General features: G+C 53.7%; 19 protein-coding genes. 11 read left to right on the top strand and 8 right to left on the bottom strand.

All coding sequences use genetic code 11. The annotated features are described in order from the left end of the window. The first annotated feature begins 27 nt into the window (after positions 1-27). The 6 genes from trkA (at position 28) to ACJJIK_RS15355 (ending at position 7,240) form a co-directional block, all read left to right on the top strand. Positions 28-1,413 (top strand): Trk system potassium transporter TrkA, encoded by a 1,386-nt coding sequence (gene trkA / locus ACJJIK_RS15380; RefSeq protein WP_444929165.1) that lies wholly within the window; start codon positions 28-30, stop codon positions 1,411-1,413. Positions 1,414-1,499: 86 nt separating this feature from the next. Beyond that, positions 1,500-2,951, top strand: a complete 1,452-nt coding sequence (locus ACJJIK_RS15375; RefSeq protein ID WP_444943253.1) for a TrkH family potassium uptake protein — start codon at positions 1,500-1,502, stop codon at positions 2,949-2,951. Between the two features lie 97 nt (positions 2,952-3,048). Next, positions 3,049-4,083 carry an efflux RND transporter periplasmic adaptor subunit gene (locus ACJJIK_RS15370; RefSeq protein ID WP_444943252.1) on the top strand — a complete coding sequence of 345 codons (1,035 nt, stop codon included), beginning with the start codon at positions 3,049-3,051 and terminating at the stop codon, positions 4,081-4,083. 52 nt (positions 4,084-4,135) lie between these two features. Then, positions 4,136-4,831 (top strand): ABC transporter ATP-binding protein, encoded by a 696-nt coding sequence (locus ACJJIK_RS15365; RefSeq protein ID WP_444929162.1) that lies wholly within the window; start codon positions 4,136-4,138, stop codon positions 4,829-4,831. After that, positions 4,828-5,988 carry an ABC transporter permease gene (locus ACJJIK_RS15360; RefSeq protein WP_444943251.1) on the top strand — a complete coding sequence of 387 codons (1,161 nt, stop codon included), beginning with the start codon at positions 4,828-4,830 and terminating at the stop codon, positions 5,986-5,988. Before ACJJIK_RS15365 ends, ACJJIK_RS15360 begins: the two co-directional genes overlap by 4 nt. A gap of 64 nt (positions 5,989-6,052) precedes the next feature. Continuing rightward, positions 6,053-7,240: an ABC transporter permease gene (locus ACJJIK_RS15355; RefSeq protein WP_444943250.1), complete on the top strand. Its 1,188-nt coding sequence runs from the start codon at positions 6,053-6,055 to the stop codon at positions 7,238-7,240. Positions 7,241-7,274: 34 nt separating this feature from the next. Here the strand turns inward: ACJJIK_RS15355 and ACJJIK_RS15350 are convergent, their stop codons facing one another. Further along, a complete protein-coding gene (locus ACJJIK_RS15350) occupies positions 7,275-8,156 on the bottom strand; it encodes a lysophospholipid acyltransferase family protein (protein WP_444929159.1) in 882 nt (293 codons plus the stop codon). 164 nt (positions 8,157-8,320) lie between these two features. Here ACJJIK_RS15350 and glyQ point away from each other — a divergent pair, with 164 nt between their 5' ends. The 4 genes from glyQ (at position 8,321) to ACJJIK_RS15330 (ending at position 15,223) form a co-directional block, all read left to right on the top strand. Continuing rightward, positions 8,321-9,277, top strand: coding sequence for a glycine--tRNA ligase subunit alpha (glyQ, locus tag ACJJIK_RS15345; RefSeq protein WP_444929158.1), 957 nt, complete (start codon positions 8,321-8,323; stop codon positions 9,275-9,277). Beyond that, a complete protein-coding gene (gene glyS, locus ACJJIK_RS15340) occupies positions 9,277-11,358 on the top strand; it encodes a glycine--tRNA ligase subunit beta (RefSeq protein WP_444943249.1) in 2,082 nt (693 codons plus the stop codon). The genes glyQ and glyS overlap by 1 nt, the downstream gene beginning before the upstream one ends. A 55-nt stretch (positions 11,359-11,413) precedes the next feature. After that, the gene (gene gmhB, locus ACJJIK_RS15335) at positions 11,414-11,965 is read left to right on the top strand and encodes a D-glycero-beta-D-manno-heptose 1,7-bisphosphate 7-phosphatase (protein WP_444943248.1); all 552 of its coding nucleotides are present in this window, start codon (positions 11,414-11,416) and stop codon (positions 11,963-11,965) included. A gap of 276 nt (positions 11,966-12,241) precedes the next feature. Beyond that, positions 12,242-15,223: a S8 family serine peptidase gene (locus tag ACJJIK_RS15330; RefSeq protein WP_444943247.1), complete on the top strand. Its 2,982-nt coding sequence runs from the start codon at positions 12,242-12,244 to the stop codon at positions 15,221-15,223. 67 nt (positions 15,224-15,290) lie between these two features. Here ACJJIK_RS15330 and ACJJIK_RS15325 read toward each other — a convergent pair whose 3' ends face one another. The 3 genes from ACJJIK_RS15325 to ACJJIK_RS15315 all read right to left on the bottom strand — a co-directional run bounded on the left by ACJJIK_RS15325 (position 15,291) and on the right by ACJJIK_RS15315 (position 16,935). Continuing rightward, positions 15,291-15,545 carry a hypothetical protein gene (locus ACJJIK_RS15325; RefSeq protein WP_444943246.1) on the bottom strand — a complete coding sequence of 85 codons (255 nt, stop codon included), beginning with the start codon at positions 15,543-15,545 and terminating at the stop codon, positions 15,291-15,293. Positions 15,546-16,008: 463 nt separating this feature from the next. Beyond that, entirely contained in the window at positions 16,009-16,428 is a 420-nt protein-coding gene (locus ACJJIK_RS15320; protein ID WP_444943245.1) for a hypothetical protein, read from the bottom strand. A 153-nt stretch (positions 16,429-16,581) separates the two neighbouring features. Continuing rightward, positions 16,582-16,935: a hypothetical protein gene (locus ACJJIK_RS15315; protein WP_444943244.1), complete on the bottom strand. Its 354-nt coding sequence runs from the start codon at positions 16,933-16,935 to the stop codon at positions 16,582-16,584. A 485-nt stretch (positions 16,936-17,420) separates the two neighbouring features. Here ACJJIK_RS15315 and ACJJIK_RS15310 point away from each other — a divergent pair, with 485 nt between their 5' ends. Next, entirely contained in the window at positions 17,421-18,257 is an 837-nt protein-coding gene (locus ACJJIK_RS15310) for a transposase (RefSeq protein WP_444943243.1), read from the top strand. Positions 18,258-18,676: 419 nt separating this feature from the next. On the opposite strand, the gene ACJJIK_RS15305 is transcribed toward ACJJIK_RS15310, so the two are convergent. The 4 genes from ACJJIK_RS15305 to ACJJIK_RS15290 form a co-directional block, all read right to left on the bottom strand. After that, the gene (locus tag ACJJIK_RS15305; RefSeq protein ID WP_444943242.1) at positions 18,677-19,036 is read right to left on the bottom strand and encodes a hypothetical protein; all 360 of its coding nucleotides are present in this window, start codon (positions 19,034-19,036) and stop codon (positions 18,677-18,679) included. Further along, the gene (locus tag ACJJIK_RS15300; RefSeq protein ID WP_444943241.1) at positions 19,036-19,446 is read right to left on the bottom strand and encodes an immunity 22 family protein; all 411 of its coding nucleotides are present in this window, start codon (positions 19,444-19,446) and stop codon (positions 19,036-19,038) included. The genes ACJJIK_RS15305 and ACJJIK_RS15300 overlap by 1 nt, the downstream gene beginning before the upstream one ends. Before the next feature lie 4 nt (positions 19,447-19,450). Then, entirely contained in the window at positions 19,451-24,430 is a 4,980-nt protein-coding gene (locus ACJJIK_RS15295) for an RHS repeat-associated core domain-containing protein (protein WP_444943240.1), read from the bottom strand. Between the two features lie 700 nt (positions 24,431-25,130). Beyond that, complete coding sequence (locus ACJJIK_RS15290; RefSeq protein ID WP_444929140.1) at positions 25,131-26,123, bottom strand: GlxA family transcriptional regulator; 993 nt, start codon at positions 26,121-26,123, stop codon at positions 25,131-25,133. Positions 26,124-26,330: the final 207 nt, after the last annotated feature.

The following is a 26,330-nucleotide window of genomic DNA, read 5'->3' as shown; positions in this document are numbered from 1 at the left end:
CGTCGCTAACCGCGAGTCTCATCCGATATGAAAATTGTCATTCTCGGCGCCGGCCAGGTGGGCGGCTCTCTGGCGGAGGCCCTGGCCTCCGAGCGCAATGATATTGTCCTGGTGGACAGCGACGAGAAAACCCTGCGCGAACTGCGCGACCGCATCGATATCGGTGTGGTACTGGGCCACGCCTCCCACCCGGATATTCTGCTGGAAGCCGGGATTGAGGATGCGGATATCCTGGTCGCTGTGACCAACAACGATGAGACCAATATGGCGGCCTGCCAAATTGCGCACTCGCTGTTTCGCGTGCCCACCAAAATCGCCCGGGTGCGCGCCTCCTCCTACCTGCAATACCCGGAATTGTTCGATACCCAGGCCATCCCCATCGATGTCCTGATCAGCCCGGAACAGCTGGTCTCGGAGTATATCTCCCGCCTGATGGAACACCCCGGTGCCCTGCAAGTGCTGGACTTTGCCAGCGGTCGCGTACAGCTGGTGACGGTTCTAGCGGTGCAGGGCGGACCGCTGGTAGGGCACCAGCTGCGCTATTTGCGTGAGCATATGCCCAAGGTGGATACCCGGGTGGCGGCGATCTACCGCCGCAACCGGCCGATCATCCCCCAGGGCGACACGGTGATCGAAGCCGGCGATGAGGTGTTCTTTATCGCCGCGCGGGCAGATATTCGCGCGGTGATGAGTGAGCTGCGGCGCTTGGAGCACGGTTATAAAAGGGTGGTGATCGCCGGCGGCGGCAATATCGGTCTGCGCCTGGCCACCAGACTGGAGAATCGCTACTCGGTAAAAATTATTGAGCAGAGCCACGAGCGCTGTGTATTTTTATCCGAAGAGCTGTCCCACACCATTATCCTGCACGGCAGCGCCTCCGATCAGGAGTTACTGCTGGAAGAGAGCATCGAAGATACCGATGTTTTTCTCGCGCTGACCAATGACGACGAGGCTAATATCATGTCGTCACTACTGGCCAAGCGCCTAGGCGCACGCAAAGTGATGACCCTGATCAACAACCGCGCTTATGTGGACCTGGTGCAGGGCGGCGAAATCGATATTGCCATTTCACCGCAACAAAATACCATCGGCAGCCTGCTCACCCATGTGCGCCGCGGAGATATGGTCAACGTCCACTCCCTGCGCCGCGGCGCGGCGGAAGCCATTGAGGTTATCGCCCACGGCGACGAGCGCACCTCCAAGGTGGTGGGGCGCAAGATCGAAGATATCGACTTGCCCGAGGGCGCTTCCATCGGCGCCATAGTGCGGGAAACCGAAAACGGCAGCGAAGTGTTAATGGCCCACGATGACGTTATCGTACAGAGCGATGACCACGTGATTGTGTTCCTGGTAGACCGCCGCCAAACCCGCCATGTGGAACAGTTGTTCCAGGTTGGATTTGGCTTTTTCTGAATAAATTGTTGTTTCAGTTTCCGGCGACAACGATCTGCGCCGTCCAGATAACATTGCAACCAATAACGATAGGCTTGTAGGCGCCAATGCGAATTGCGGTAATTGCGCGAGTTTTTGGAATTCTCCTGACGGTATTCAGCCTGACCCTGCTGCCACCGATCGGGGTATCCCTTTGGTATGAAGATGGCACCCACAGCGCATTTGTCGCCGCCTTTGTCATCACCCTGATTACCGGCCTGTTTATGTGGCTGCCGGTACACGACCTGCGCGAGGACCTGCGCACCCGCGACGGCTTCGTGGTGACATCGCTATTCTGGCTGGTACTGGGCAGCTTCGGTGCCCTGCCCTTTATTATCAGCCCGCAGCCGGACCTGAATATTACCGACTCTATTTTTGAATCGATTTCGGGGCTTACCACCACCGGCGCCACGGTGATTACCGGGCTGGATGCCCTGCCTCCGGCGATTCTCTACTACCGCCAGCAGTTGCAGTGGTTTGGCGGTATCGGCGTGATTGTGATCGCCCTGGCTATCCTGCCGATGCTGGGTATCGGCGGTATGCAGCTGTACAAGGCGGAAATTCCCGGCCCGGTAAAAGATACCAAGCTGACCCCGCGCATCGCCGAGACGGCGCGGGCGCTTATCGTAATTTACGTGATTCTCACGGTTCTCTGTGGCATCGGCTACTGGTGGGCGGGGATGACGGTATTCGACGCCGTTGGCCACGCATTTTCCACCGTGGCCAACGGCGGCTTCTCCACCCACGATGCCAGTATGGGCTTCTACGCCCACAACCGCGCGATCATGATTATCTGTATCGTGTTTATGTTTACCGCTGCCATCAACTTCGGCCTGCACTTCTTCGCCTTTCGCAACAGAACCCTCAGCCACTACTGGCGCGACTCAGAATTTCGCTTCTACGTTATGTTGATTGTCGGCGCCGGTCTGTTGATCAGCTGCTACCTGTGGATACTGAATATTTTCTCCCCCGGCAACAGCCTACTGCACGGCTTTTTCCAGGTGGTGTCGATCAGTACCACCGCCGGTTTCGCCTCGGAAAACTTCTCCGCCTGGCCGGTATTTTTGCCCTACGCCCTGTTGCTGTTGGGTATTCTCGGCGCCTGCGCTGGCTCTACCTCCGGCGGGATTAAGGCGGTGCGCGGTATGCTGATTATGAAATCCGGTATGCGTGAGCTGAATCGATTGGTACACCCTAATGCGGTTATCCCCATCAAGATCAACCGCAAAATTGTGCCCGATCGAGTCACCGATGCGGTGTGGGGCTTCTTTGCAGTCTATGTTTCATCCTTCTTTATTCTCGCCATTATCGTTATCGCCACCGGGGAGGATTTTGTCACCTCGGTTACCACTGTGGCCTCCTGCCTGAGTAATATCGGCCCCGCCCTGGGTGAAGCTGCTGCCCACTACGGTGCGGTTAACGATGTCGCCAAGTGGTTCCTGATCCTGGCCATGCTGATGGGACGCCTGGAAATTTTCACCCTGTTAGTACTACTTACCCCGGCTTTTTGGCGCCATTAACGACAGCAGATAGCATCGCCGCGCTAATGCATGGCAATCTATTTTAGTTTCTGCCACAGTTATTGGTTACAGGACGTAACGGGTAAAAACAGGGTGTATGAGCAGAGATACCAGTGCGCTGCTCGGTCAACTCAAAATTGATCGGGAGGCAGCGCCCGAATCCGGTTCCCCATCACGCAAAGTTTTATTGGCGACATCTGTCGGCCTCGTTATCGGCATCGGCAGCGGTCTTACTATCGGCCTGACTGGCGCGCCTTTCTTTGTAGAAAATAAAGCACCGCTGCCCGCGCAAAACCGTGAGCCCCCGACCAGGGTCCTCGAGCTAAAGCCCCGCACAGAAAAATTCCGCGAGACCATACTCAACGCCTCCGGCTATATCACACCTAGGCGCATGGCCACGGTCTCCGCCGAGGTTATGGGGCTTATCCACAGCGTGGATGTCGAAGAGGGCATGCAAGTCGAACAGGGGCAGATCCTCGCCCGTCTGGATGATGCCAAAGCGCGGGTCGCAGTGAATTTTGCCCAGGCTCAGATTCAGGTGCTCCAGGCCCAGGAAGCGAGTATTCACGCAAAACTCAAAGAGGCGCAACGCCAGTACCAACGCTTTGCCGGGCTGCGCGATAAGAATTATTCCAGCAAAGCACAGCTGACCCAAAGCGAATCCTCGGTGGAGAGTTTGCGTGCGGACCTGGCGAGCGCGCGCGCCAACATACAGGTTGCCATTCTCGAAGCAGAGAGGCAGCGCGAGCGCCTGGCGGATCATATTATTCGCGCGCCTTTTGCCGGCGTTGTCACCACCAAAAATGCTCAACCCGGCGAGATAGTCGCTCCCAGCTCCGCCGGTGGCGGTTTTACCCGCACCGGAATCTGCACCATCGTGGATATGAATTCGCTCGAAATCGAAGTCGATGTGAACGAGGCCTTTATCGGCCGGGTCGCCAAGGGACAGAAAGTTAATGCCAACCTGGATGCCTATCCGAACTGGGACATCCCAGCTACCGTTATCGCCATCATTCCAACGGCCGATCGCGCCAAGGCGACTGTGCGGGTGCGAATAGCTATCGACGACAAGGACGCGCGCATCCTGCCGGATATGGGCGTTAAGGTGGGTTTTCTCGCCGCAGCCCCCTAACCGGCACCGATAAAAACACCACAGCTTTTATTCTTATACGAGGGTATTTAAGATGTCAGAAAATGTGTTGTTTCAGCTGAAGGATATCAGCAAATATTTTTGCAAGGGCAAAGAGACTATTTCCATTTTTGACTCCCTGGATATGGAAATTGATCGCGGTGATTTCGTCGCCATTATGGGCCCCTCGGGCTCTGGCAAAACAACCCTGTTAAATATGCTCGGCGGTGTCGATAAACCCAGCAGCGGTGAAATCTGGTTTAATGGCGGGCGCGTCGATTCCCTCGGTGAGGGCTCCTTAACACAGTGGCGGGCGAGAAATATCGGTTTTATTTTTCAATTTTATAATTTAATGCCGATGCTCAATGCTCAGCGCAATGTAGAGCTGCCGCTATTACTGACTAAATTATCCAAACTTCAGCGTCGTCAGAATGTGGAAACTGCGCTGGCACTGGTGGGGTTGAGTGATCGAGCGAAACATATGCCCAGTGAAATGTCCGGTGGACAACAGCAGCGTGTTGCCATCGCCCGGGCCATTGTTTCCGATCCCAAACTGATTCTGTGCGACGAGCCCACCGGCGATCTGGACCGGGCCACCGCAGATGAAATCCTGGAGATGCTGCAATTGTTAAATCGCGATCACGGAAAAACCATCGTGATGGTCACCCATGATCCCGCTGCGGCTCAATACGCCAAACACACCTTGCATCTCGATAAAGGGCAATTTGTGCAAAGGGAAATAGTGGCATGAGTGACTTATATTTAATTTATAAAAATATGACGAGGAAACCTTTACGTTTATTCCTTACCTGCTTTGCTATTTTTATAGCTTTCCTTATTTTCGGCGCCGTTACCAGTCTCAAAGCCGCTTTAAACTCCAGCGTGGAATTATCTGCCGACAATCGCCTGGTGGTATTTAACCGAATTAATTTTACCCAACCGCTGCCACTGGCCTATGTGCAAAAGGTTGCGGCAATCGAGGGGGTAAAAAATGTAACTCACCTGAACTGGTTTGGCGGCTATTACCAGGAACCCAGTAAGCAGTTAGTTTCTCTCGCCGTCGATCCCGAGTCCTACTTAAAGGTCTATGGGGAAATAACTATTCCCGAGGAGCAAAAGCAGGCCTGGTTCAACAATCGTCAAGGGGCTCTGGTCGGGGAAAAGCTCGCACAAATTTACGGCTGGAAGGTTGGCGACAGAATCCCCGTCTCCTCCAGTCTTTTTACCCACAAAGATGGCGGCGACACCTGGGAATTTGTCATTTGCGGGATTTTCACAGGGGATACGGAACAATATGACACGCGCCAATTACTATTTCACTATAAATATTTTATCGAGGCACAGACTTTTGGCGAGGATTGGATTGGCTGGATGGCACTGACGACCGAGGACCCAGATCTCAATGAAACGGTGGCCAAAACTATCGACGATAATTTTGCCAATTCACAAAATGAAACCGATACCAGTACAGAAAAAGCATTCAATAAATCTTTTATTGAACAAATCGGCAATATTGGTTTAATTATTTTCTCGGTGGTATTTACTGCCTTCTTTACCATATTGGTGGTGGTTGCCAATACCATGGCCCTGGCCATTCGCGAGCGCACCGGGGAGATCGCCGTATTAAAAACCCTGGGTTTTTCCAGCAGGCGTATTTTTCGTATGGTGTTGTCTGAATCCCTGCTGATTGCCTTGGTCGGCGGCCTCTCCGGCCTGGCTGCAGCCTGGCTGCTGATCGAAGGGGTAAAAAACTTCCTCGCCCGCTTCCTGCCCAATTTGATTTTGGGCGCGGACACCCTCTTGCAGGGCATTCTGTTTATGTTACTGCTGGGCCTTGTTACCGGGCTGGTGCCCGCGTTTCAAGCCCTGCGCCTCAATATTGTGAGCGCCTTTAACCGACAACAATAAGATCGCCAGCCCACCGAATCCACACAGCGGTTTTCACTGGCAGCGCCTTTAAAGGGAAGAAATTATGGGGTCTCTGATTGCACAAATTGTTTCGGTCACCGCAATGAACCTGGGCAGCCTGCGCCGGCGCCTGTGGATGTCACTGGCGATGGTCTTTGCCGCTGCGGTAGTGGTGGCCATCCTGCTGGCCTTTCTCGCTATGGCCAAGGGCTTCGAGGCAACCATGAGCGGCGCGGGTTCCAGCCAGATCGCCATCCTGATGCGAGAGGGGTCTTCAACAGAACTCAACTCAGTCATGCAACAAGAGCAGGTCAACCTGATCGCAGAGTCCGCCGGGATCGCCCGCGATGCCAACGGGCCGCTGGTGTCAGCGGAACTTTTCGTCATTGTCGACGGCACCAAGAAATCCACAGGCGGCGAAGCCAATATCCCCCTGCGCGGTCTCAATCAGATCGGTATGGCCATGCGCAGTAATATGCGCCTAGTGGAGGGGCGTATGTTTACTCCCGGCACCAACGAAATGATTGTCGGCGCGGGGGTACTGCGCGAGTTTGACGGTTTCGAGACCGGTCAAGAGGTGCGCTTCGGCAAAAACCTGTGGACAGTTGTCGGAGTTTTTTCCACAGGCGGCAATATTTTTGAGAGTGAGCTGTGGGCAGATATTAAAATTATCCAAAGCCACTACAACCGGGCGAACAGCTACCAGTCAATCCGCTTGCAGCTGGAAAATGACGGCGATCTCACGCCAGTTGAGGCAACGATTCAGCGCGAGCCGCGCCTCAATCTGGAGGCGCAGACCGAGCGGGAATACTTCGCCAGCAAAGGGAAACAGCTGCAATATATCGCCACTTTTGGCTGGATTGTCAGCTCGGTGATGGCACTCGGCGCGCTGGCCGGGGCCCTCAATACCATGTACACCTCGGTGGCGGATCGGGCCCGTGAAATCGCCACCCTGCGCGCACTGGGATTCAGTAACTTCTCCGCTTTTTGCAGCACTATCGCCGAGGCGATGCTACTGGCGCTTGCCGGTGGCTTACTGGGCTCTGTGGCCGCCTATTTGTTCTTCGACGGCCTCAATGCCTCAACCCTGGGGGGCAACTTTACCCAGGTGGTGTTCAACTTTGAGATGTCCCCGGACCTGTTTATGCAGGGCGCTACACTGGCGCTGGTGATCGGCTTTATCAGCGGCTTCTTCCCCGCCTGGCGCGCGGCACGCATGCCCGTCGCGATCGCCTTCCGGCACACCGCTTAAAAACTCTGAAACGGGGGCTGCTGGCGGCAGGCCCCTAGTGTTTCTTGCGGTATATTTTGCTCTTGCCCTCCGGCTGCTTCCTGAAACGCTTGTATTCCCACTGATACTGTTCCGGTGCCTGAGCAATGCAGGCCTCCACACCGCGATTCATCGCCGCCAGGGAGACTTTTTGCTCATCACTTCTAATAGCATTCTCTGCGGGGAGAAATACCAGTTCAAAACCGTCATCCACACGTTTGCCGAAGCCAAACACCACATGGCAGTTAGTGCGCTGAATTAAGTTGTGAGCAAGGGTCATCGTCAGTGCGGGGCGGCCAAAGAAAGGGGCAAAATCCCCCCCCATATCCGGCTCCTGGTCCGGTAATACCATGGCCACATGGCCCGCTTTCAGGCATTTGAGCAGGGCGCGAACGCCGTGAATATTGGTTGGAACCATGGTGGCATTGGTTTTTTCCCGGCCCGCGCGGATCACCGGGTCCAAAGCTTCAACTTTGGGTGGCTGGTACAACGCCATAGACGGTCCCATAGCAGCCAGGTACATGCCGAAAATTTCCCAATTACCGGTGTGTGGCATCAATACCAGAGTACCGCAGCCATCTTCTTTTCCCTGGAATAACAACTTCTCGTTGCGGACACTCACAATGGTCTTCTTGCTGCTGTCCCAGGCGTGATGCCAAATATTGGCCATCTCAAAACCGTTGATTGCAGTATTCACCACACTCGCACGGGCGAGCTTCTCACGCTCTTTCTGATCCATGGCTGGGTAGCACTGGGCCAGGTTGATCCTGCTCAGGCGCAACCCCTCCGACCCGGTCCACACGGCAATCCTGCCAGCGAACCGGCCCAGGCGCCGCGACCAGGATAGCGGGAGTTTACCGATAAGTTTCAGTGCCCCGACAGCAAGGCGCCCTTTCATATCCACTAAATTACTTCCTATACAAAAAGCCGCAGCTGAACGGCAATATTGCCAAAGTATGGCCAATGAGCTTTTTCATGCAGCTATAGCGCTTTAAGCACAGCAGTCGCTACCGCTATAATTGCGTCCCTTTGCCCACAGCAGATACTGATCTGGAGATAGCGGTGTCCAAGCAATACGATCTCAGTACCTTTCAGGGACTTATTTTTGCCCTGCAGGATTATTGGGCGCGCCAAGGGTGCGTCATTCTACAGCCTCTGGATATGGAAGTGGGCGCCGGCACCTTTCATCCGGCGACCTTCCTCCGCGCCATAGGCCCGGAAAACTGGAACGCGGCCTATGTGCAGCCCTGCCGCCGCCCCACCGATGGCCGCTACGGCGAGAACCCCAACCGCCTGCAACACTACTATCAATACCAGGTAGTGATGAAGCCGTCCCCGGACAATATTCAGGAATTGTACCTGGATAGCTTGCGCGCCATGGGCGTAGATCCGGCCATCCACGATATTCGCTTTGTCGAGGACAACTGGGAGTCCCCGACGCTGGGTGCCTGGGGTCTCGGTTGGGAAGTGTGGCTGAACGGTATGGAAGTCACCCAGTTTACCTACTTCCAGCAAGTGGGCGGCCTGGAGTGCCACCCGGTTACCGGCGAGATCACCTACGGCCTCGAGCGTATCGCCATGTACTTGCAGGGGGTCGAGTCTATCTACGACCTGGTGTGGACCCGCAACCCGGACGGCAGCCCCGTCACCTACGGCGACGTTTTCCACCAAAACGAAGTGGAGATGTCCCAGTACAACTTTGAACACGCCGATGTGGAATTCCTGTTCGCCACCTTTGATCACTGCGAGCGCGAGAGCACGCGCCTGATCGAACTGGGCCTGCCACTGCCCGCTTACGAGCAGGTTATGAAAGCCTCCCACGCCTTCAACCTGTTGGATGCGCGCCACGCCATCTCCGTAACCGAGCGCCAGCGCTATATTCTGCGCGTACGCACCCTGGCCCGCGCGGTGGCACAGTCCTACTACGATGCGCGCCGCGCCCTGGGTTTCCCCCTGGCAGATGAAGCACTGCGGGCAGATATTTTGGCGGAAGACATCGAGCAAGAGGAGAAGCAGTAATGGCTCAGGATTTTTTGGTAGAGCTGGGCACCGAAGAGCTGCCGCCCAAGGCGTTACACAAATTGATGAGCGCTTTCGCCGATGGTATTTCCCAGGGCCTTAAAAGCGCCGAGCTGTCTTTTGGCGAAGTGAAAACCTACGCCGCCCCCCGCCGCCTGGCCGTGGCGGTATTTGGCCTGGCGGATAGACAGCAGGACAAGCAAATTGAAAAGCTGGGCCCGGCGGTCAAAGCCGCCTTCGATAAAGAGGGCAAGCCCAGCAAAGCCGCTGAGGGTTTCGCCCGCAGCAACGGCGTCACCGTTGCAGAGCTGGGACGCAAAGAGACCGACAAGGGCGAGCGCCTGGCCTTTATCAGCGAACAGAAAGGCGCTGCAACCGAATCCCTATTGGCCGGTATTGTCGAGAAGGCGCTGGCTCAATTGCCAATTCCCAAGCGCATGCGCTGGGGTGCACGTCGCGAAGAGTTTGTGCGCCCGGTGCACTGGCTGGTTATGCTGTTCGGCAACAAGGTAGTCGACGGCGAAGTACTCGGCTTAAAAGCGGGTAACACCAGCCGTGGCCACCGCTTCCACTGCAACCGCGAGCTGGAGATCCACTCCGCCCACGACTACCCACAGGTTCTGCGCGAGCCCGGCTACGTTATGGCCGACTTCGCCGAGCGCCGTGAAGTGATTCGCGCCCAGGTGATCGCCGAGGCCAACAACGTCAACGGCGAAGCGGTTATCGACGACGATCTGCTCGACGAAGTAACCGCGCTGGTAGAGTGGCCCGTCGCCCTCACCGGCCGCTTCGAGGAGCGCTTCCTGGAAGTCCCCGCCGAGGCCCTGATCTCCTCTATGAAGGAGCACCAGAAGTATTTCCACGTGGTGGACGAAGACGGCCAGCTGCTGCCCTTCTTTATCACCGTGTCCAATATCGAGAGCCGGGATGCCGCCCAGGTAATCCACGGCAACGAGCGCGTAATCCGCCCACGCCTGGCAGATGCCGCCTTCTTCTTCGAAACCGACAAGAAGACCAGCCTCGAATCGCGTCGCGAGAAACTGCGCCAAATCGTGTTCCAGCAGCACCTGGGCAGTGTTTACGACAAGACCGAGCGGGTCTCCGCCCTGGCGCGCACTATCGCCGAGAAGACCGGCGCTAACGGCGACTGGGCCGAGCGCGCCGGCCGCCTGTGCAAGTCGGACCTGGTCACCGAGATGGTGTTCGAGTTTGCCGATATGCAGGGTATCGCCGGCTACTACTACGCCGAAAACGACGGCGAGCCGCTGGATGTGGCCAAGGCCATGTACGAGCAGTATATGCCCAAGTTTGCCGGCGACGAGCTGCCCGCCAGCGACACCGGTACTGCTATCGCCCTGGCAGACCGCCTGGATACTTTGGTGGGTATCTTCGGTATCGGCCAGCCCCCCAGCGGCTCCCGCGATCCGTTCGCCCTGCGCCGCGCCAGCCTGGGCATTATCCGCATCCTGGTGGAGAAGCGCCTCGACCTGGACCTGCGCGAACTGCTGGAACTGGCCCGCGACAACTACCCGCGCACCGCCCTGGGCGAGTACGACAAGGTGGTAGAGCAGACCCTGCAATATGTTCTGGAGCGCTTCCGCGCCCGCTACGAAGACCAGGGTATCGCCACCGAAGTCTTTATGTCGGTTGCCGCGCGCAAGCTGTCGCGCCCGCTGGATATCGACAACCGCGTACACGCGGTCAACGCCTTTAGCCAGCTGCCGGAATCCGGTGCGCTGGCCGCCGCCAACAAGCGCGTGTCCAATATCCTCGCCAAGCTGGATGGCGCCGTACCCAGTAAAATTGATGAAGCCCTGTTGCAGGAGGACGCAGAAAAAGCGCTGTTCTCCGCAGTACAGACTGCCCGCACAGAAGTGGAGCCGCTGTATCGCGATGCGCTGTTCGCCGAGGGCCTCGCCGGCCTGGCGGGACTTCGCGAAACCGTGGACAACTTCTTCGACCACGTAATGGTGATGAGCGACGACGAGCAACTGCGCGACAACCGCCTGGCCCTGCTGGCCCAGCTGCGCGCACTGTTCCTCGAAGTTGCCGACATTTCCCTGCTGGTACCGGCCAAGTAACCACTTGTAGAAGCGGGGCCTACGGCCCCGCTGCGCCGCACAGGGAGACACCAATATGGCAATTATCATTCTCGGCCGCGACGGGGTGATCAACGAAAACCCCAATCAATTCGTCAAATCCGCCGACGAATGGCGGCCCCTGCCCGGCAGTATTGCAGCGCTGGCGGCACTCAGCCAGGCCGGCCACCAGCTGGTGATTGCCACCAATCAGAGCGGTCTGGCGCTGGGCCGCTTTGACCTGGATGATCTGGAGGCAATACACGCCAAAATGCGCACTCTGGTAGAGGATGCCGGCGGTGAGATCGCCGCAATTTTCTACTGCCCCCACGGCCCCGAGGACAACTGCCGTTGCCGCAAGCCGCTGGCGGGTCTGCTGGATGCGATCGAAGCGGAATTCGATACCAGTCTGCACGACTGCTATCTGCTCGGAGATGAACTCGCAGACCTCTATCTGGCCCTGGAAAAGGGCTGTAAACCGGTATTGGTGAAAACCGGGGTCGGCGAGCAGACACTACAGCACCTGATAGCGCAACCGGACCCGCGCCTGGCGAACACCTCCGTTTTTAGTGACTTGGCGCAGTTTTCACAGTTTTTCCTCTCCCCCTAGACACCCGCCCCCGCACTTAGCGAGATTATTTGCGCGCCCGATATCCAACCTGGCGCACTGTTTTTGCTACCCGTTGTTTGCCCAGGCGCCAACTTATTGAGTTGTGCGACACATTCCATTAAAAGCAACTGGCGGGAGGGCGAGCCCATTGTTGTATCAGCGAGTCGTGCCAGGCCATGGATGGGCTGGGTCTGACTAGCGTTCTGAGTGGTTCTGCTGGAGAGCGCTATCTGGCCTTTTGTTGCCACCTGCACACAACAACAAAGGGATACTCCAATGAAAAGAAAGATTCTTTCTGCCCTGATGGCCACTATGCTGCTATCTGGCAGTGGATTTGCTGAGTCATTGGGGGAGAGGTCTGCCCCCAGCCAGGAAAAAGCGCGCAAAGTCTATATTGTTCAACTGGAGGGGGAGCCTCTATCCTCCTACAGCGGCACCCTCCCCGGCTTGCCGGCCACCAAACCCAGCCCGCGCAGCAAGCTCGATCCCCAGAGCAGCAGCTATCGACACTACTCGGGTTTCCTCAAATCCCGCCGCGAACAGGTGCTCTCCACAGTGCCCAGCGCGCGCAGGGTGCACGAATACGACACCGCCTTTAATGGCTTCGCCGCCGTTATGAGCGACAGGGAAGCGGCCGCACTGCGCGCTCGTGGAGATGTCAAAGGCGTCTGGGAAGATAAGTTACTCAAGCCCCATACCGACTCCAGCGCAGATTTCCTCGGCATTACAGATATGCCCAGCCCCTGGCTGTGGGGGATTACCGGCGAGGATATCGTGGTGGGTGTCATCGACACCGGCATCCACCCGGAACACCTGGGTGTCGCCGATATGGCTACCCCCTTCCAGGGCAATATGGGGCCGCAGGTTGCCTACGGTGCTATACCCGACTCCTTCACCGGTGAGGGCTGTGATTTCGGCAACAGCGACCACAACCCCAACGACGCGGCCTTTACCTGCAACAATAAACTGATCAAGGCCAGGTCATTTTCCGATGCCTTCCTGGCCAACAACGAACTGGCGGATTACGAATTCCTCTCCGCGCGGGATGCGGATGGACACGGCACGCACACCGCCACCACAGCCGCCGGCAACTATGGCGTTACCACCCCAGACGGGGAAACCCTGACCGGTATGGCGCCACGGGCCCGTATCGCGGTGTACAAAGTGTGCTGGGACGCCCCAGACCCGGACGATAGCGGTTGCTCATCGGCGGACTCTATGGCCGCTATCGACGAGGCCGTGGCCGACGGTGTCGATGTTATCAACTATTCTATCGGCGGCTCCGGCACCACCTTCAGTGGCGCCGATGATATCGCCTTTCTATTTGCCGCCGATGCCGGCGTTTTTGTCGCCACCTCTGCCGGTAACAGCGGGCCGGGGCCGGAGACCATGGGCACCCCCTCAGGTATTCCCTGGATTACCGCCGTCGGCGCCTCGGAAGATGACCAGAGCTTCGGCTTGGCCATGCAAGTGTCCGCACCGGTAGAGGTTGCCGGCACTTACGAGGGGCGCGAGGGCAATAGCACCGTGAGCCTGGAGGAGGTCGGCGCCCTCTCCGCCGACATCGCTCTGAGCGAACCGCTGGAGGCCTGTAGCCCCCTCACCAATACCGATGCCCTCGGAGGCGCTATCGCCCTGGTCAGGCGCGGAGGTTGTTCCTTTACCGACAAATACAACCACGCTGCCGACGCCGGTGCCGTGGCTATTGTGGTCTACAACGACGGTACAGCCGATGACCGCATCAATCCGATCACTATGTCGGCCCCGGATACCCGTATTCCCGGGATGATGATTTCTTTCTATGAAGGCGACGCCCTCGCCAACAGCAGCGGCGTCTCCGGTGCTATCGACCCGTCTCAATTAATCGCCAGGGAAGACCGTGTCGCCAACTTTTCCTCTCGCGGCCAGAACGGAGGCGCGCCAGATATTATCAAGCCGGATATCAGCGCCCCGGGCGTGGGGATTATCGCGGGGATATCTCCAGTGCTGAGCGGAGGCGAGCTGTTTGGGGCCCTGAGTGGCACCTCAATGGCGAGTCCTCATGTCGCCGGTGTTATGGCCCTGTTAAAGCAGGCCAACCCACACTGGAGCCCGGCAATGGCCAAGTCCGCACTGATGACCACCGCGCGCAGTGACCTGCGTAAATCCTACGGGCTTGAGGATGCCACCCCCTTTGATATGGGCGCCGGTATCATAGTGCCCCGCGACGCCTTCAAGCCGGGCCTGGTTTACGATGCGGGCTTCAATGATTACCTCGCCTTCCTGTGTGGCGCTACACTCCAGCCCCAGCTCGTCGACAGCGCAACCTGCGATGCGCTGCTATCCCAGGGTTACTCCAGCGACTCCAGCGACCTGAACCTCGCTTCCATCGCGGTCGCCGAACTGCTCGGCAGCCAGACGATCAAGCGCCGGGTTACCAGCGTCTCCCCCGGCCGGCGCTGGTATTGGGCATCGGTCAACGCACCGGCCGGTATCGACGTGGAGATCAATCCAAAGGTAGTGAGCCTCGCAGAGGGGCAGAGTGCGGAGTTTGAGGTGACCTTCACCACCACCGAGTCGGCTGAATTGGACACCTGGGTATTTGGCGACCTGACCTGGCAATCTGTGGGCACGCAAGTCAGCGTGCGCAGCCCGATCGCCGTGCGCCCGGTGCCACTCGCCGCACCACTGGATCTTAGCGCCGCCGGTACCGATGGCAGCCTCGACCTCAATGTGGGCTTCGGCTACAACGGTGATTTCCAGGTGAGTATCGCCGGTTTGGCTGAAGGGCTGGCCACCAATGCCACCATCGAAGATGGCGATGTTGAAGTTATTTTCTTTGATATCCCCGATGGAACCGAGCTGGCCACTATCGCCATGTTTGATGCCGATGTGGGCGATGGGGGTGGCAGCGATGACCTGGACCTGGAAGTTTACGGCCCCGCGCCCAATTACCCCGAAGTCGGTACCAGCGGCAACGCCACTTCCACTGAATCTGTCTCAGTGACCAACCCCACTCCCGGGCAGTACGCAGTGGTGGTTGTCGATTACGCCACTGCCGCAGGTCCCACCGATTTCAGCCTGTTTAACTTTTATCTGCATGGAGATAGCGGCAACACCGCGCTCAATGCACCGACTCAGGCACAAATCGGCACAACAGGTATCGTTTCTCTAGAGTGGATGAATCTTGCCCCCAACACCCGCCACCTGGGTATTTTGACTCACGGAGACGGTGAAAAGGTATTTTCACAGACTCAAATTATGGTAAACACTCAGTAGGCCTTCCGCTCTGATTATTTACAGCGCGAATAGCGAGTTAAAACCGGCCAGAGTTTGGCCGGTTTTTTTATTCACAATTGAGTTTATCCTGCTGATGAATAAAGGCGCTCACTATTTCCAGAGAGACTCGCGCAAAGTCCCAAAAGGTTTTTGTTTTTCGATTGATATTGACCGCAACAGAAAGCTGATACTCCGGTATTATCATTAACCAGCTCTGACTGCCGCGACTCACTCCGCCGTGGTTGGCCACTCTCGTTAATCCCACCTCGGGGATTTCTACTTCAGTCACCCGCCAACCCAAAGCATAATTTTGTTCATTCACTTCACCACTGGCCAATTTTTGTGGCGTCCAGTCTCACCAGGTCACTGAGGGTGGAGATAAAGCCTGTTCTGGAGCGGCTAGGTATATCACCCAAGCACTGGTTCTATCTCAACCGGAATTTTGAAAGCCGCTTTAAAGGCTTGGTGGGATCGGTAGAGGTTGTACAGCAAGTTTGTGCTCAATTCGATAAACGCTGGGTACACGGCATAAACGACTGTCGGCGCCTCCTCTCAGCTACGCCCTGCTAACCTACCCCGGCCTCAAGTACTCAACAGCACGATTACCGCTCTTTTATCCAAAAGCAGCGATCTCCAAAACCTAACCAGCAATTCCCAGCATTTCAACTCCTTTACTTGTAAATCAAAGAGAAAGAGCCGCCAGAGAGGGGGCTAGCTCTATTGCCGATACCACCCTTCAGTCTTTGGCCTTCAGTCTTTGGCTGTCCTAGATCTTTCTGTCAGTCCTAGATCTTTCTGTCAATTTCCAAAAGGTAATTTCGCACCACCTCTTGAATTGATGTGTTATCAGATTTAGAAAAATGAGAGAAAATTGCTTTCCTCTCATTTAGTTTAGATTCAGAAAGGATTGATAAAGCATGGATCAATGATCCAGGTTTAAAATCTTTAATATGATCTAGCACATACACCTCAATATCTCGATCAGTAATGCCTGAGGGGTATAGGCTACTAAGTAAGTTCAAGATACTTTCATTAACAGCTTGATCTTGTTCAGCTGGCAATAACTTTAATAAACTATGAACGATCAGCTGCGTATCCTCCTTGCTGAAAGATCCCGCCTCAATTTCATCATTAAGCTCATCTACAAGCAAATCCCTAGCATGATTTTGAGGGTCACAAATTTTGGAAATTAAATTATTCTTCATATTAACTTCCTTCAGAAGGTATTTTCATCAAGTCCATCAACCAAGTTTCAGGAGTTTGTATCGGTATAGCCGGCACCACCCTTCAGTCTTTGGCTGTCCTAGATCTTTCTCTTTGATCTTTTTTCTTCTTAGATATTTTCTAGAACTTGCAAATTATTGTGAAACTAAAGAGTCAATCTTGTTGATTAATTCCTTTAGAACTCTTGTCTCATAGGTATCTATAGGGCTGTCCCAGTCAAAACTTCCCTCTATGCTCTTAATAAGAATAAGCCTATACATTCCAGCTTTATCTCCGTCTGGATACCAGCCGACATCAATTAGCAGTTCTTTTTTGCTGTTTTCTATTTGCATTAAATCTTCAATAAAAAACATACTCCAAATTGGGTATTTTGAATCTTTATAGTTGTCGACCTCCTTTGGTTCTATATTATAGAATTCATTGTGAGTTATTTTCCAATCATTCCCTAGTTTTAAATCAACTAGGCTAATATCATTTATCGATTTCATTAATTGCTAATTTAATCCTGGACACCCACCAAACAGAAAGTATAAACCGCCAATCCTATTGACAAAAGATTGAAACCCCACAAAATACTGTATGTTTATACATTCAAATGCGCGTGCAGCCGATGACTCTACCGCGAAGCACCCAGATATCTCTTGATGCAACACCGTACTATCACTGTGTCTCCCGCTGTGTACGGCGTGCATTTCTTTGTGGCCGCGAACAGTTAATCCTGGACACCCACCAAACAGAAATTATAAACCGCCAATCCTATTGACAAAAGATTGAAACCCCACAAAATACTGGATATTAATACAGGCAAATGCGCGTGCAGCCGATGACTCTACCGCGAAGCACCCAGATATCTCTTGATGCAACACCGTACTATCACTGTGTCTCCCGCTGTGTACGGCGTGCATTTCTCTGTGGCAGAGATACTGAATCCGGAAAAGATTACGAGCATCGGCGCGAATGGATTGAAAGCCGTATGCATAAGTTAGCCGAGGTGTTTGCTCTAGATATTGCCGCCTATGCAGTAATGAGTAATCACTACCATATAGTGCTCTATATCGACACAAAATCGGCTAACAAGTGGTCTCTTACAGAGGTAATTACTCGCTGGAAAAAACTCTTCAAAGCCTCTAGCTTGGCCCAGCGCTATCTTCAGGGTGATACCCTCGATCACGCTGAGGAAGACAGGCTAAAAGAGGTCGTTTCCCTATGGCGGGAGCGTCTAATGGATATCAGCTGGTTTATGCGCTGTTTAAACGAATCTATCGCCCGCCAGGCCAATGCTGAAGACAACTGTACCGGCCGTTTTTGGGAAGGCCGGTTTAAGTCTCAGGCTTTACTGGATGAAAGAGCACTCGCCGCCTGTATGGCTTATGTAGACCTTAACCCCATCCGTGCCAATATTGCCAAGACACCTGAAAAGTCTGATTACACTTCGATTCAACAACGTATTCGTACGGCTGTCTCAGGTAAGCAGCCCAAAAATCTACTTCCGTTTGTCGGCGGTGAGCGTTTGAATATACCGAAAGGGCTACCTTTCCAGTTGGATCACTATTTGGAGCTAGTGGACTGGAGCGGCCGGCATTTAGACCCCAGAAAACGAGGTTGTATTGCCGAAAACACGCCGCCTATTCTGGAGCGGCTCGGTATTTCACCCAAGCACTGGCTCTATCTCAGCCGGAACTTTGAAAGCCGCTTTAAAGGCTTGGTGGGATCGGTAGAGGTTGTACAAAAAGTTTGTGCTCAACTCGATAAACGCTGGGTACACGGTATAAGCGACTGTCGGCGCCTCCTCTCAGCTACGCCCTGCTAATCTACCCCGGCCTCAAGTACTCAACAGCACGATACCGCCCTTTTATCGAAAAACAGCGATCCCAATAGCCTTAAGACCAATTCCCTGCATTTTATCTCCTTTACCTGTAAACCAAAGAGAAAGAGCCGCCGGAGAGGGGACTAGCTCTATTGCCAGCACCACCCTTCAGTCTTTGGCTGTCCTAGATCTTGGCGATCTCCAAAACCTAACCAGCAATACCAGCATTTCAACTCCTTTACTTGTAAATCAAAGAGAAAGAGCCGCCAGAGAGGGGGCTATCTCTATTGCCGACACCACCCTTCAGTCTTTGGCTGTCCTAGATCTTCTTTGGCTGTCCTAGATCTTCTTTGGAATGTCCTTTTTTTGGATGTCCAGGAATGTCCTTCAGGAATGTCCTTCTGACTGTCTGGAACAACCTATTATCCGGAAAAATCATCTTTAAACAGAGCCAACCACAATAAAGAAAAAAATCTTTTAGGATTTTCTATTGGCTCAAATGGCATTTCAACTGAATCCAATATTGTTGCAAAATTAAAATCAGAGGAAGCTAGTGCCTGCTTAAGACTAATTTTAATTAAATCCTGTGATTGGCTATCCATAGCTCGATACTCTGGAACAGTGGACTCGTTAAATACCTCTAACAACTCCGCCTCGTCAGATGGATCGACTTTATTTAGTCGATCCCATTCTTCATCATTCAACATTTCAGTATCAAAATCTTTGATCAAACTAAGAAGTGCTGATGTATCAATAGTTTTAGCCGTTACTGCTTGGAACATCAATCAGTTAATGGGGGCTCGTGCTCCCAAGATCCAATACATTGCAATCGACCATCTGCAAAAGCTCTCTCTCCAGCGCCTTCCATTTTTTTCGAGTTCCATAAAATGAGCAAAGATCTAATTTTTTTCTTATCACTCCGCTCCACTATTTCCTCTATAAGCCTTTTTGAATCAATACCATTCAATACGCATAGCTCTTTTACTGATACGGCTTCATCTACCCCTTCTACCCAGATAAAGTCATGATCATACCATCGGTCCAAATCTCTACTAAAATTGGAAATTGGCTCATTGTCTCCTGCCCCACCGGGCTCATCCAAATAATCTTCTAGCTCTAATTCACTTAAATCACCTAACCATACCGTGAGGAAACCCTCTACTGATTCAACGAATGGATTATCACTAAACATACTATCAATCTCCTATTCTCAATCCGGATGGCAAATCAGATCTGCCGTCTGGCAGCCATCCAGAATATTCTCCCCAATTATTAATTTTACGCTGGAATTGCTCAAAACTATTTGACGAGTCAATTAAATCACCTAACTGCTTATGGGCTCTAGATGAAATACTATTGGTTCCGTGTTTCTTAACTACCCCTGTTATGGGATCTTTAAAGAAAGTCGCTTTGGTTGGAGTTACCAAACTAACTATCTCATCGTAATTTACACCCCAGGCTTTCACTTGAGCAGCCCTAGAAACCATGAGCCATTCATGATCGCCGCCACCATGGCGCAGTCTACTTTTAATAACATCCCTTGTGTCTGCATTTTTGTAGAGCTGAGCGATATCATCTACTGATTTAGAATCGAACCACTCCTTAAATGCTGTACCTCCAGGTATTCCATGCAACTCAGCTGTAGTTAGTTCCCGGGTAGGTTTGTTTGGGGCAACACCCTTCTGTACCTGCGGCCCAGCAATCGCATTAACTTGCCTACTAGGATCTTCCTTCGCCGCAGTCAACCCCGAAGGGTCTACCCACTCAACCGGATTAGGCACATATTGATAGCTATTCGACCCACCCAACAATCCAACCGGGTCCTGTTGGGTAAACTCCCCCACCTGCGGATCATAGTACCTAAACCGATTGTAGTGCAGCCCAGTTTCTTCATCGAAGTACTGCCCTTGGAAGCGGATAGGCTGTTCAATCTGATTTTTATGGGCCAGGGCGATATTGCCATAGCTCTTATAGGCGACACTCCATACGACTTCACCTTCCTGGTTGGTAAGGGTATCCGGCGTTCCCAGATGATCCAGGTGATAGTGGTAAACCTGTTCTTTCTCTTGGTTACCATCCTTTAGTGCAACCGGCTTGAAAGTACCCGGTTCGAAGTAGTAGGTCCGGCTGTTCAGGTTCTGCCGAGTGTGGATATCAGCTTTATTTTCGCGAAGCAGGACATCCCCATCCCAGAGGAAATTGGTGTATTCACTATTGGTGCTTTTACCAATACGACGGCCCAGTGGGTCGTACTGGTAGTGAATCTCCTGCTGAAGCTGTTCTGCCCCTTCTTCCAGTTTGAGCTTTTCTACCCGCACCAACTGTTGGCGACAGTTGTAGTGATAGCGGGTTTGCAGCTTCTGCCCTTTGCCGCGCAGTTCGGCGATGCGGTTGCCGTGAATATCGTAGCGGTAATGGGTATCGCCACGGAAGGCTAAGCGATTGCTCTTAACTTGAGTAGAGCTGGCCTGCTGTTTGGCTTCATCCTTTGAATTAGCGGCGGCGAGAATATTGTGTGCGGGATCGTGCACAAAATATTCGGGGTTGGGGCCATCTACCTGGGTGAGGCGATCTAGGGCGTCGTAGTGGTAGCTACGCGTGCCACGCAGGCTGTCCTCAATCTTGGCGATCTGACCGGCTTTGTTGTACTGGTAGCTACGCTCCAGGATTGAGTGAGAGTTCTGAGTTGGGTCGGCGACTGGGCCATCAGCTTTGTTTAGACGTAACTTTTGCAGCCGTCCCTGAGGATCATAATCTCGCTGGCTTTCCAGGCCATTGCCATGCTGGCGCTGGCTCTCCCGGCCCAGTTCATCGTGACTGATGCTGGTGATCAGCTGATTGGTGTCACCACCCACTGGGTGGCGGTGCAGGCTTTGGAATTGGCCGGCGGGGTTAAAGGCGAAGTTGAGCACTTCGCCATCGGGTAAGGTTGTGGCGATACGGTTGCCGGCGGCATCGTATTCATGGGTAAGCTTCTCTTTGCCCTGCCAGTCCGCAGTGACGCGGCCATTGGCATCGTACTCCCAGCGCAGTTTGCGCTGGCTATTTTCCGCTTTGATTAGCTGGCCGCTGCGGTTGTAGCGGAAGTTGGTAATCCCATCTGGGGTTACTTCCTCCAGCATACGGCCGAAAGGATCGCGCTCAAAGAGCGTATCGATACCCTTGCCGGTATCAGGATCAGTTACCGCTCTTGAAGCGATCAGATGGCCGGCGCGGTTATAGGCGTAGCGGGTTACGCGGCCGTCGAAGCCTACCTCTTCAATCAGGCGTTCGTTGAGGTCGTATTTAAGCTGGTAGCGCTCGCCATTTTCATTGGTGAGTCCGATTAAGTTGCGCTCGCCATCGTAGTGGTATTCCAGACGACTGCCATCCGGGTTGGTGCGCGCCTTAACCTGGCTGAGGCCGTCGTAGGCGTAGCAGGTGCTGCGGCCTTCGGAGTCCATCACCTCCGAGAGTAGCCCTTGGGCGTTGTAGCTGTACTGGGTGCGAGCGCCATCTGGGGTAATAACCGCATGGATACGATCCTGGCTGTCGTATTCGTAGCGGGTTATCTGGCCGGGGGCGTGCTGCACCTCTTGCAGGCGGCGGGCCATATCATAGCGATAGTGCTGGCTGCGGCCCATAGGGTCTTGGATCGCAGCCAACCTGCCTTCCGGGTTCCACAGATAGCGGTTGGCATTGCCGAGGGGGTCGGTAACGCTGCCGATCAGACCGACCGGGTTATAGCCGTAGCGGGTGCTGTTGCCGAGGGCATCAGTGGTGGCGACGATCTGGCCGTTTTTGTTGTATTCGCGCTGCCAGGTGTTACCGGATGGGTCGGTGACTTTGCCTGGCAAGCCTTCGTTGTTGTATTCGATGCGGTGGCTATTGCCAGCGGCATCGGTCTTTTGGATCAAGCGGCCCTGATCGTCGTATTGATAGATCTCTTCGCGCAGGCTGCCATCATCGCTGGGCAATTGGACCTTGGTTATCTGGCCCAGCTCGTTGTAGCTGTAGAGGGTCTCTGCACCCTCGGGGTCGCGGTGATAAATGGGTAGGGCGCGCTCATTAAAGCGGTAGCGCTCCTGCCCGCCACGGGTATCGGTCACCGTAACTCCGTGGCCATCCTCGTCCCAGGCAAACGTATAGTTGTAGGTAGCCTGACCATTGATGGGATCGCCCCACTGGCGTATGCAGCGGGCCGAGGGACCTTCTCTATCCCATTCAAAGTAAAAGCGGTAACCGGTTTTTAAGGTGCGCTTAGAGATTACATGTTGTTGGTATTCGTATTGCTCACTGTAGCCATCCGCATCGGTGGCTTTTATCAGGTCGCCTTCGTCACTGTATTCATACTGAGCCAGTATTTTAATGCGGCCATCGCGAGTTTCTTTCTTTAGCTCACCCATGCGCAGGCTGTTGCGCTGCCCTTCCGGTGGGCTGATATGTAGGGCTTCGCCGAGACTGCTCTCGATACAAATCAGGCGTTCGCCGATATAGTGGAACAGGTAGTAGTTACCGTAGCCATCGCGAATTTCAGAGAGTTTTAGAGTGCCACTCTCGCCTATCGCTTTAAAGTGTTTTTGTACGCCATTTAAGGCGCCGTAGGGGCTTAGCACCCAGTGCTCATCGCTTACTTGGGTGAGGGAGAGTTTTTCCACCACATTGTGGCTTCGCCCGCTATTGCCCGGTGTCGGCAAACTAATTACCCGACCCTCGGCATCATAAAACTTTACGGTTTTATTACCCGGGACCAGGCGCTCGTTTAAGGTGTGCGCCCAGCCATGGCCTAATCCAAAATCCTCACTATTACTGCTGCGATAAGATCGAGTCAGGGTTAATGGCAGCGGGCCATCCAGTACCGCATCTACCAGGGATAAAAACTCCTCCCCGGTTTTTAAGTTGATTGGATCACCGCTGTGACGGGAGTTATCTGCACAGGGTACAGCCTCACCTGCCGGCGTCTGCCCCACTGTAGCAGTTGCGTTGTCAGGCTCGTTGCTATCGTTCGCTTGACTATTCTGAGTACTATTTGAATTACTGCTGGCGCTACTGTCGGAATTACTATTGTTTTGATTACTGCTGGAACTACTAGAACTGCCAGAGCTGGAACTACTGGAAGAGGAACCACCAGAGCTTACTGGCACAGCCTCCTCAGAGGAGCTAAAGTCCGAGAAGCTGGCGCTGCCGCCCTTGGCCCCTTTTTCCTTGGAGTCCAGCAGTCGCTGTTTTTTCAGGCGGGCTAAATCTAACATTAGCTCGCCGACATTTTTAAAGGACTTCAGCAGGCGCGCATTTTTGACCATCGCCGCAGCGGCACCGACACCGCCGGTAACGGCAGCAAGAACAATAGTGAGAATAATCTCAAAGGCACCACCACCGGCCATTTCGGTTATTTCCAGGCTGTGCTGGGCTTTTATATAATCTTGGGCAAAGCGGAAAATAATATCGCGCAGAGCCGGGTCATCGTAAATAAGCTGGGTAACATCCAGAGCCAGCTCCAGCTGCTGCCGGGTGATCGAGGAGGGATCAAAGCCGAGAACATCGACGATTTCCCGTTGCAAGGCAGTGACATTCTCCCGGTGAGACTCTTCAAAGCTCTTGTCATGTAGGAAGTAGTTCGCTGTGGCAACTCCCAGCTTATGGGATTGGCGTATGGGATTGAGCATCAGCGCTACTTCAAGCACATCTTTAGTCCACACCGCCAGGCCCCAGGCGGCATTGCCCAAACCTGTGGCCCCGCTTTCAATATAGGCGCCCACTTTTTCCAGCGTGGAGCGCTGTTCGTGTTGCCGCTGGATCTGGGCCGCTTCGGCGCGCTCTTGGGCGATAATTTGCTGTAACCCCAGGCGGATTTTAACGATTAAGTCCGCCGGCTGGTTTTCCTGTGCCGCAATAGCAGCGGGCGCCTGTTCGATAATCAGGCGGCTCTGTACCAGGGCGCGATAAATTTCTTGGGCATGAATGGATAAATAGCTCGGGGGCTCGGATGCAGGCCCTGAAAACGGCGTGCCGGAGTTACTGGCTTGGAAACTGCTATTGAGTGGAAAAAAGTGTGTGTAAATCTTCTCAATGGCGACATCGTCAAACATTGAAAGTAAATGGCTGGCATCGATCGGCATCGGGAACGCGCTTGAACCTCCCCCCGCTGTTCTGATTTCGTAGAGGATGCCTTGCTTATTTTCAATACGTAACAGCATGATAATTTCTTAAACGTCCGCGCTTAGGGAGAAGCTAACTCGGTTAATAGCGACCAGAGGGCACGAGGTGCGCTCCTGGGCGATGGGTTAATCAAATTGATTGGCCAGGCTCAACAAATGAAACTATCTAGTCACAAATAACTAGCTATTTCAGATAAAGTCGTTCCCGGTTAAATCCTAAATAGCCAGACCTGCTAACACCACGCACAACAGAAAAGGATCATTTAAAGGTGCTGCCTCTATCGAAATAAGAGTGTTTAAGTACTATCGCACCAGTAAAACACTAACGATTAGATTGTTATCCTCATCTCACTGTGGAGAAGTGAAAAATCCCGGTGGTGTTCAATAAAATACGGGGCTGAGATCCATTTGCCAAGACTACCGCAAATTGGCAAAAGAGAGTAGGTAGAAAACATTAGCGAGAAGGGATCTCAGGGGCTTGAGCTAAAATCTCAATTATTTTAAGTTAATCGTATATATTTTACTATCAACTAAAAACTGATGCTGTAAGGTTAAAAACATTCTGAGTAACTATTGGTTTATCAAATTTTTAATTTCCGCTACAGCACGCCTATGCACATCGTAAATCTCTCTACTTTATCGACCAACTATCCCCCTGATCTGCTACTGACTCACACAAAAAGATAATTCCCAAATTGCCCACCCAAAATTATCAAAGATATATTTTTACGCTGTGATTTCAGTGGAAACGCTTGCGATATTCACTGGGCAAAATACCTTTATGCTTGCGGAAGGCCCTGCGCAACTGTTCCTGCGACTGAAATCCACAGAGCTTGGCCACCTTGTCCTGCGCTTGGTTTTGTTCGGAAAACAACTGGCAAGCCCTTTCCACCCTGATCTGCTCGAGAAAACGAGCCGGTGTCACCCCGAGTTCACGGACAAATGTACGGGCGAAATTACGCGGACTCATCGCCGCCTGCTGAGCCAACCTCTCCACCGTTATGGGCTGCTCAATATTTTGGTACATCCATTCAATCAACGCGGCAAAGCGATCGCTATTGATCTGGTTCTCCAGGCGAACGCTAAACTGCTGTTGCCCACCATCCCGCTTTAAATAAAGGACAAGAATTCGCGCCAGGTTCAGCGCCAGGCCCCGCCCGTGATCTTCCTCAACCATATACAGCGCCAGGTCGATGCCAGCGGTAATTCCGGCGGAGGTATAGACATTGCCATCGCGGACAAAAATAGCGTCCGGGTCCACTTCTATCTGCGGGAATGTCTGTAGGGCGGGGACGTCCGCCCAATGGGTCGTTGCACGCCGCCCATTTAAAACACCCGCACTGGCGAGTATCAGTGCTCCGCTACAGATTGAGCCAATGCGAGCCACCTTTTTCTGCTGCTCCGCCAACCACTCCAAAACCGGACTACTCTCACAAGCGCGCTGGCAGGACTCCGGTGGTATACCGCTCACTAGCAAGGTGTGGATATCCTCAACTTCTGCCAGGGCGTGCTCTACAAAAACCTTGACCCCGGTTGAGGTCATAACCGGGCCGGGCTCGGGCCCCACCAGCTGAATATCGTAAAAGTCCCGGTTGGAGCGCCCCAGCTTGCGCAGCTGGTCGTTTGCCAGAGAGAAGACTTCCAGGGGGCCTGTAATATCCAAGCTGGTTGCCCCCGGGCAAACCACCATCGCAACCTTTCTAGCGCTATTATTTTCTGTTTGTTGGTGCATATTCATCTCGGCAGTTTTCCACAACAGCAAGGTGACAAGAATGACGTACTGACACTAAATTCTGCCATCAATTGTCAGCTTAGACACTCTATTCGATGAAATTGGTGACTATCCCCCAGGTCGTGGGGCTTCAGTGGAGGCCCCCAGTGTGCAGCCGCGCTATCTCTGGCTTTCGGCGGCGCTGGGCTAAAGCATGGCTCCGCGACT

The sequence above is a fragment of the Microbulbifer regidiadema (SeqCode) genome (genome assembly GCF_052466995.1).
Note: the sequence above shows the minus strand (reverse complement) of the source record. Positions and strands in the feature narration are given on the sequence as shown.

Bases quoted from the DNA above. Each gene is read 5' to 3' on its own strand.
- trkA (WP_444929165.1), top strand. From the start codon at position 28: ATGAAAATTGTCATTCTCGGCGCCGGCCAGGTGGGCGGCTCTCTGGCG.
- ACJJIK_RS15295 (WP_444943240.1), bottom strand. From the start codon at position 24,430: ATGCTGTTACGTATTGAAAATAAGCAAGGCATCCTCTACGAAATCAGA.
- ACJJIK_RS15330 (WP_444943247.1), top strand. From the start codon at position 12,242: ATGAAAAGAAAGATTCTTTCTGCCCTGATGGCCACTATGCTGCTATCT.
- ACJJIK_RS15320 (WP_444943245.1), bottom strand. From the start codon at position 16,428: ATGAAGAATAATTTAATTTCCAAAATTTGTGACCCTCAAAATCATGCT.
- gmhB (WP_444943248.1), top strand. From the start codon at position 11,414: ATGGCAATTATCATTCTCGGCCGCGACGGGGTGATCAACGAAAACCCC.
- glyS (WP_444943249.1), top strand. From the start codon at position 9,277: ATGGCTCAGGATTTTTTGGTAGAGCTGGGCACCGAAGAGCTGCCGCCC.
- ACJJIK_RS15355 (WP_444943250.1), top strand. From the start codon at position 6,053: ATGGGGTCTCTGATTGCACAAATTGTTTCGGTCACCGCAATGAACCTG.
- ACJJIK_RS15360 (WP_444943251.1), top strand. From the start codon at position 4,828: ATGAGTGACTTATATTTAATTTATAAAAATATGACGAGGAAACCTTTA.
- ACJJIK_RS15300 (WP_444943241.1), bottom strand. From the start codon at position 19,446: ATGTTTAGTGATAATCCATTCGTTGAATCAGTAGAGGGTTTCCTCACG.
- ACJJIK_RS15350 (WP_444929159.1), bottom strand. From the start codon at position 8,156: ATGAAAGGGCGCCTTGCTGTCGGGGCACTGAAACTTATCGGTAAACTC.
- ACJJIK_RS15365 (WP_444929162.1), top strand. From the start codon at position 4,136: ATGTCAGAAAATGTGTTGTTTCAGCTGAAGGATATCAGCAAATATTTT.
- ACJJIK_RS15310 (WP_444943243.1), top strand. From the start codon at position 17,421: ATGCATAAGTTAGCCGAGGTGTTTGCTCTAGATATTGCCGCCTATGCA.
- ACJJIK_RS15315 (WP_444943244.1), bottom strand. From the start codon at position 16,935: ATGAAATCGATAAATGATATTAGCCTAGTTGATTTAAAACTAGGGAAT.
- ACJJIK_RS15370 (WP_444943252.1), top strand. From the start codon at position 3,049: ATGAGCAGAGATACCAGTGCGCTGCTCGGTCAACTCAAAATTGATCGG.
- ACJJIK_RS15305 (WP_444943242.1), bottom strand. From the start codon at position 19,036: ATGTTCCAAGCAGTAACGGCTAAAACTATTGATACATCAGCACTTCTT.
- ACJJIK_RS15290 (WP_444929140.1), bottom strand. From the start codon at position 26,123: ATGCACCAACAAACAGAAAATAATAGCGCTAGAAAGGTTGCGATGGTG.
- ACJJIK_RS15375 (WP_444943253.1), top strand. From the start codon at position 1,500: ATGCGAATTGCGGTAATTGCGCGAGTTTTTGGAATTCTCCTGACGGTA.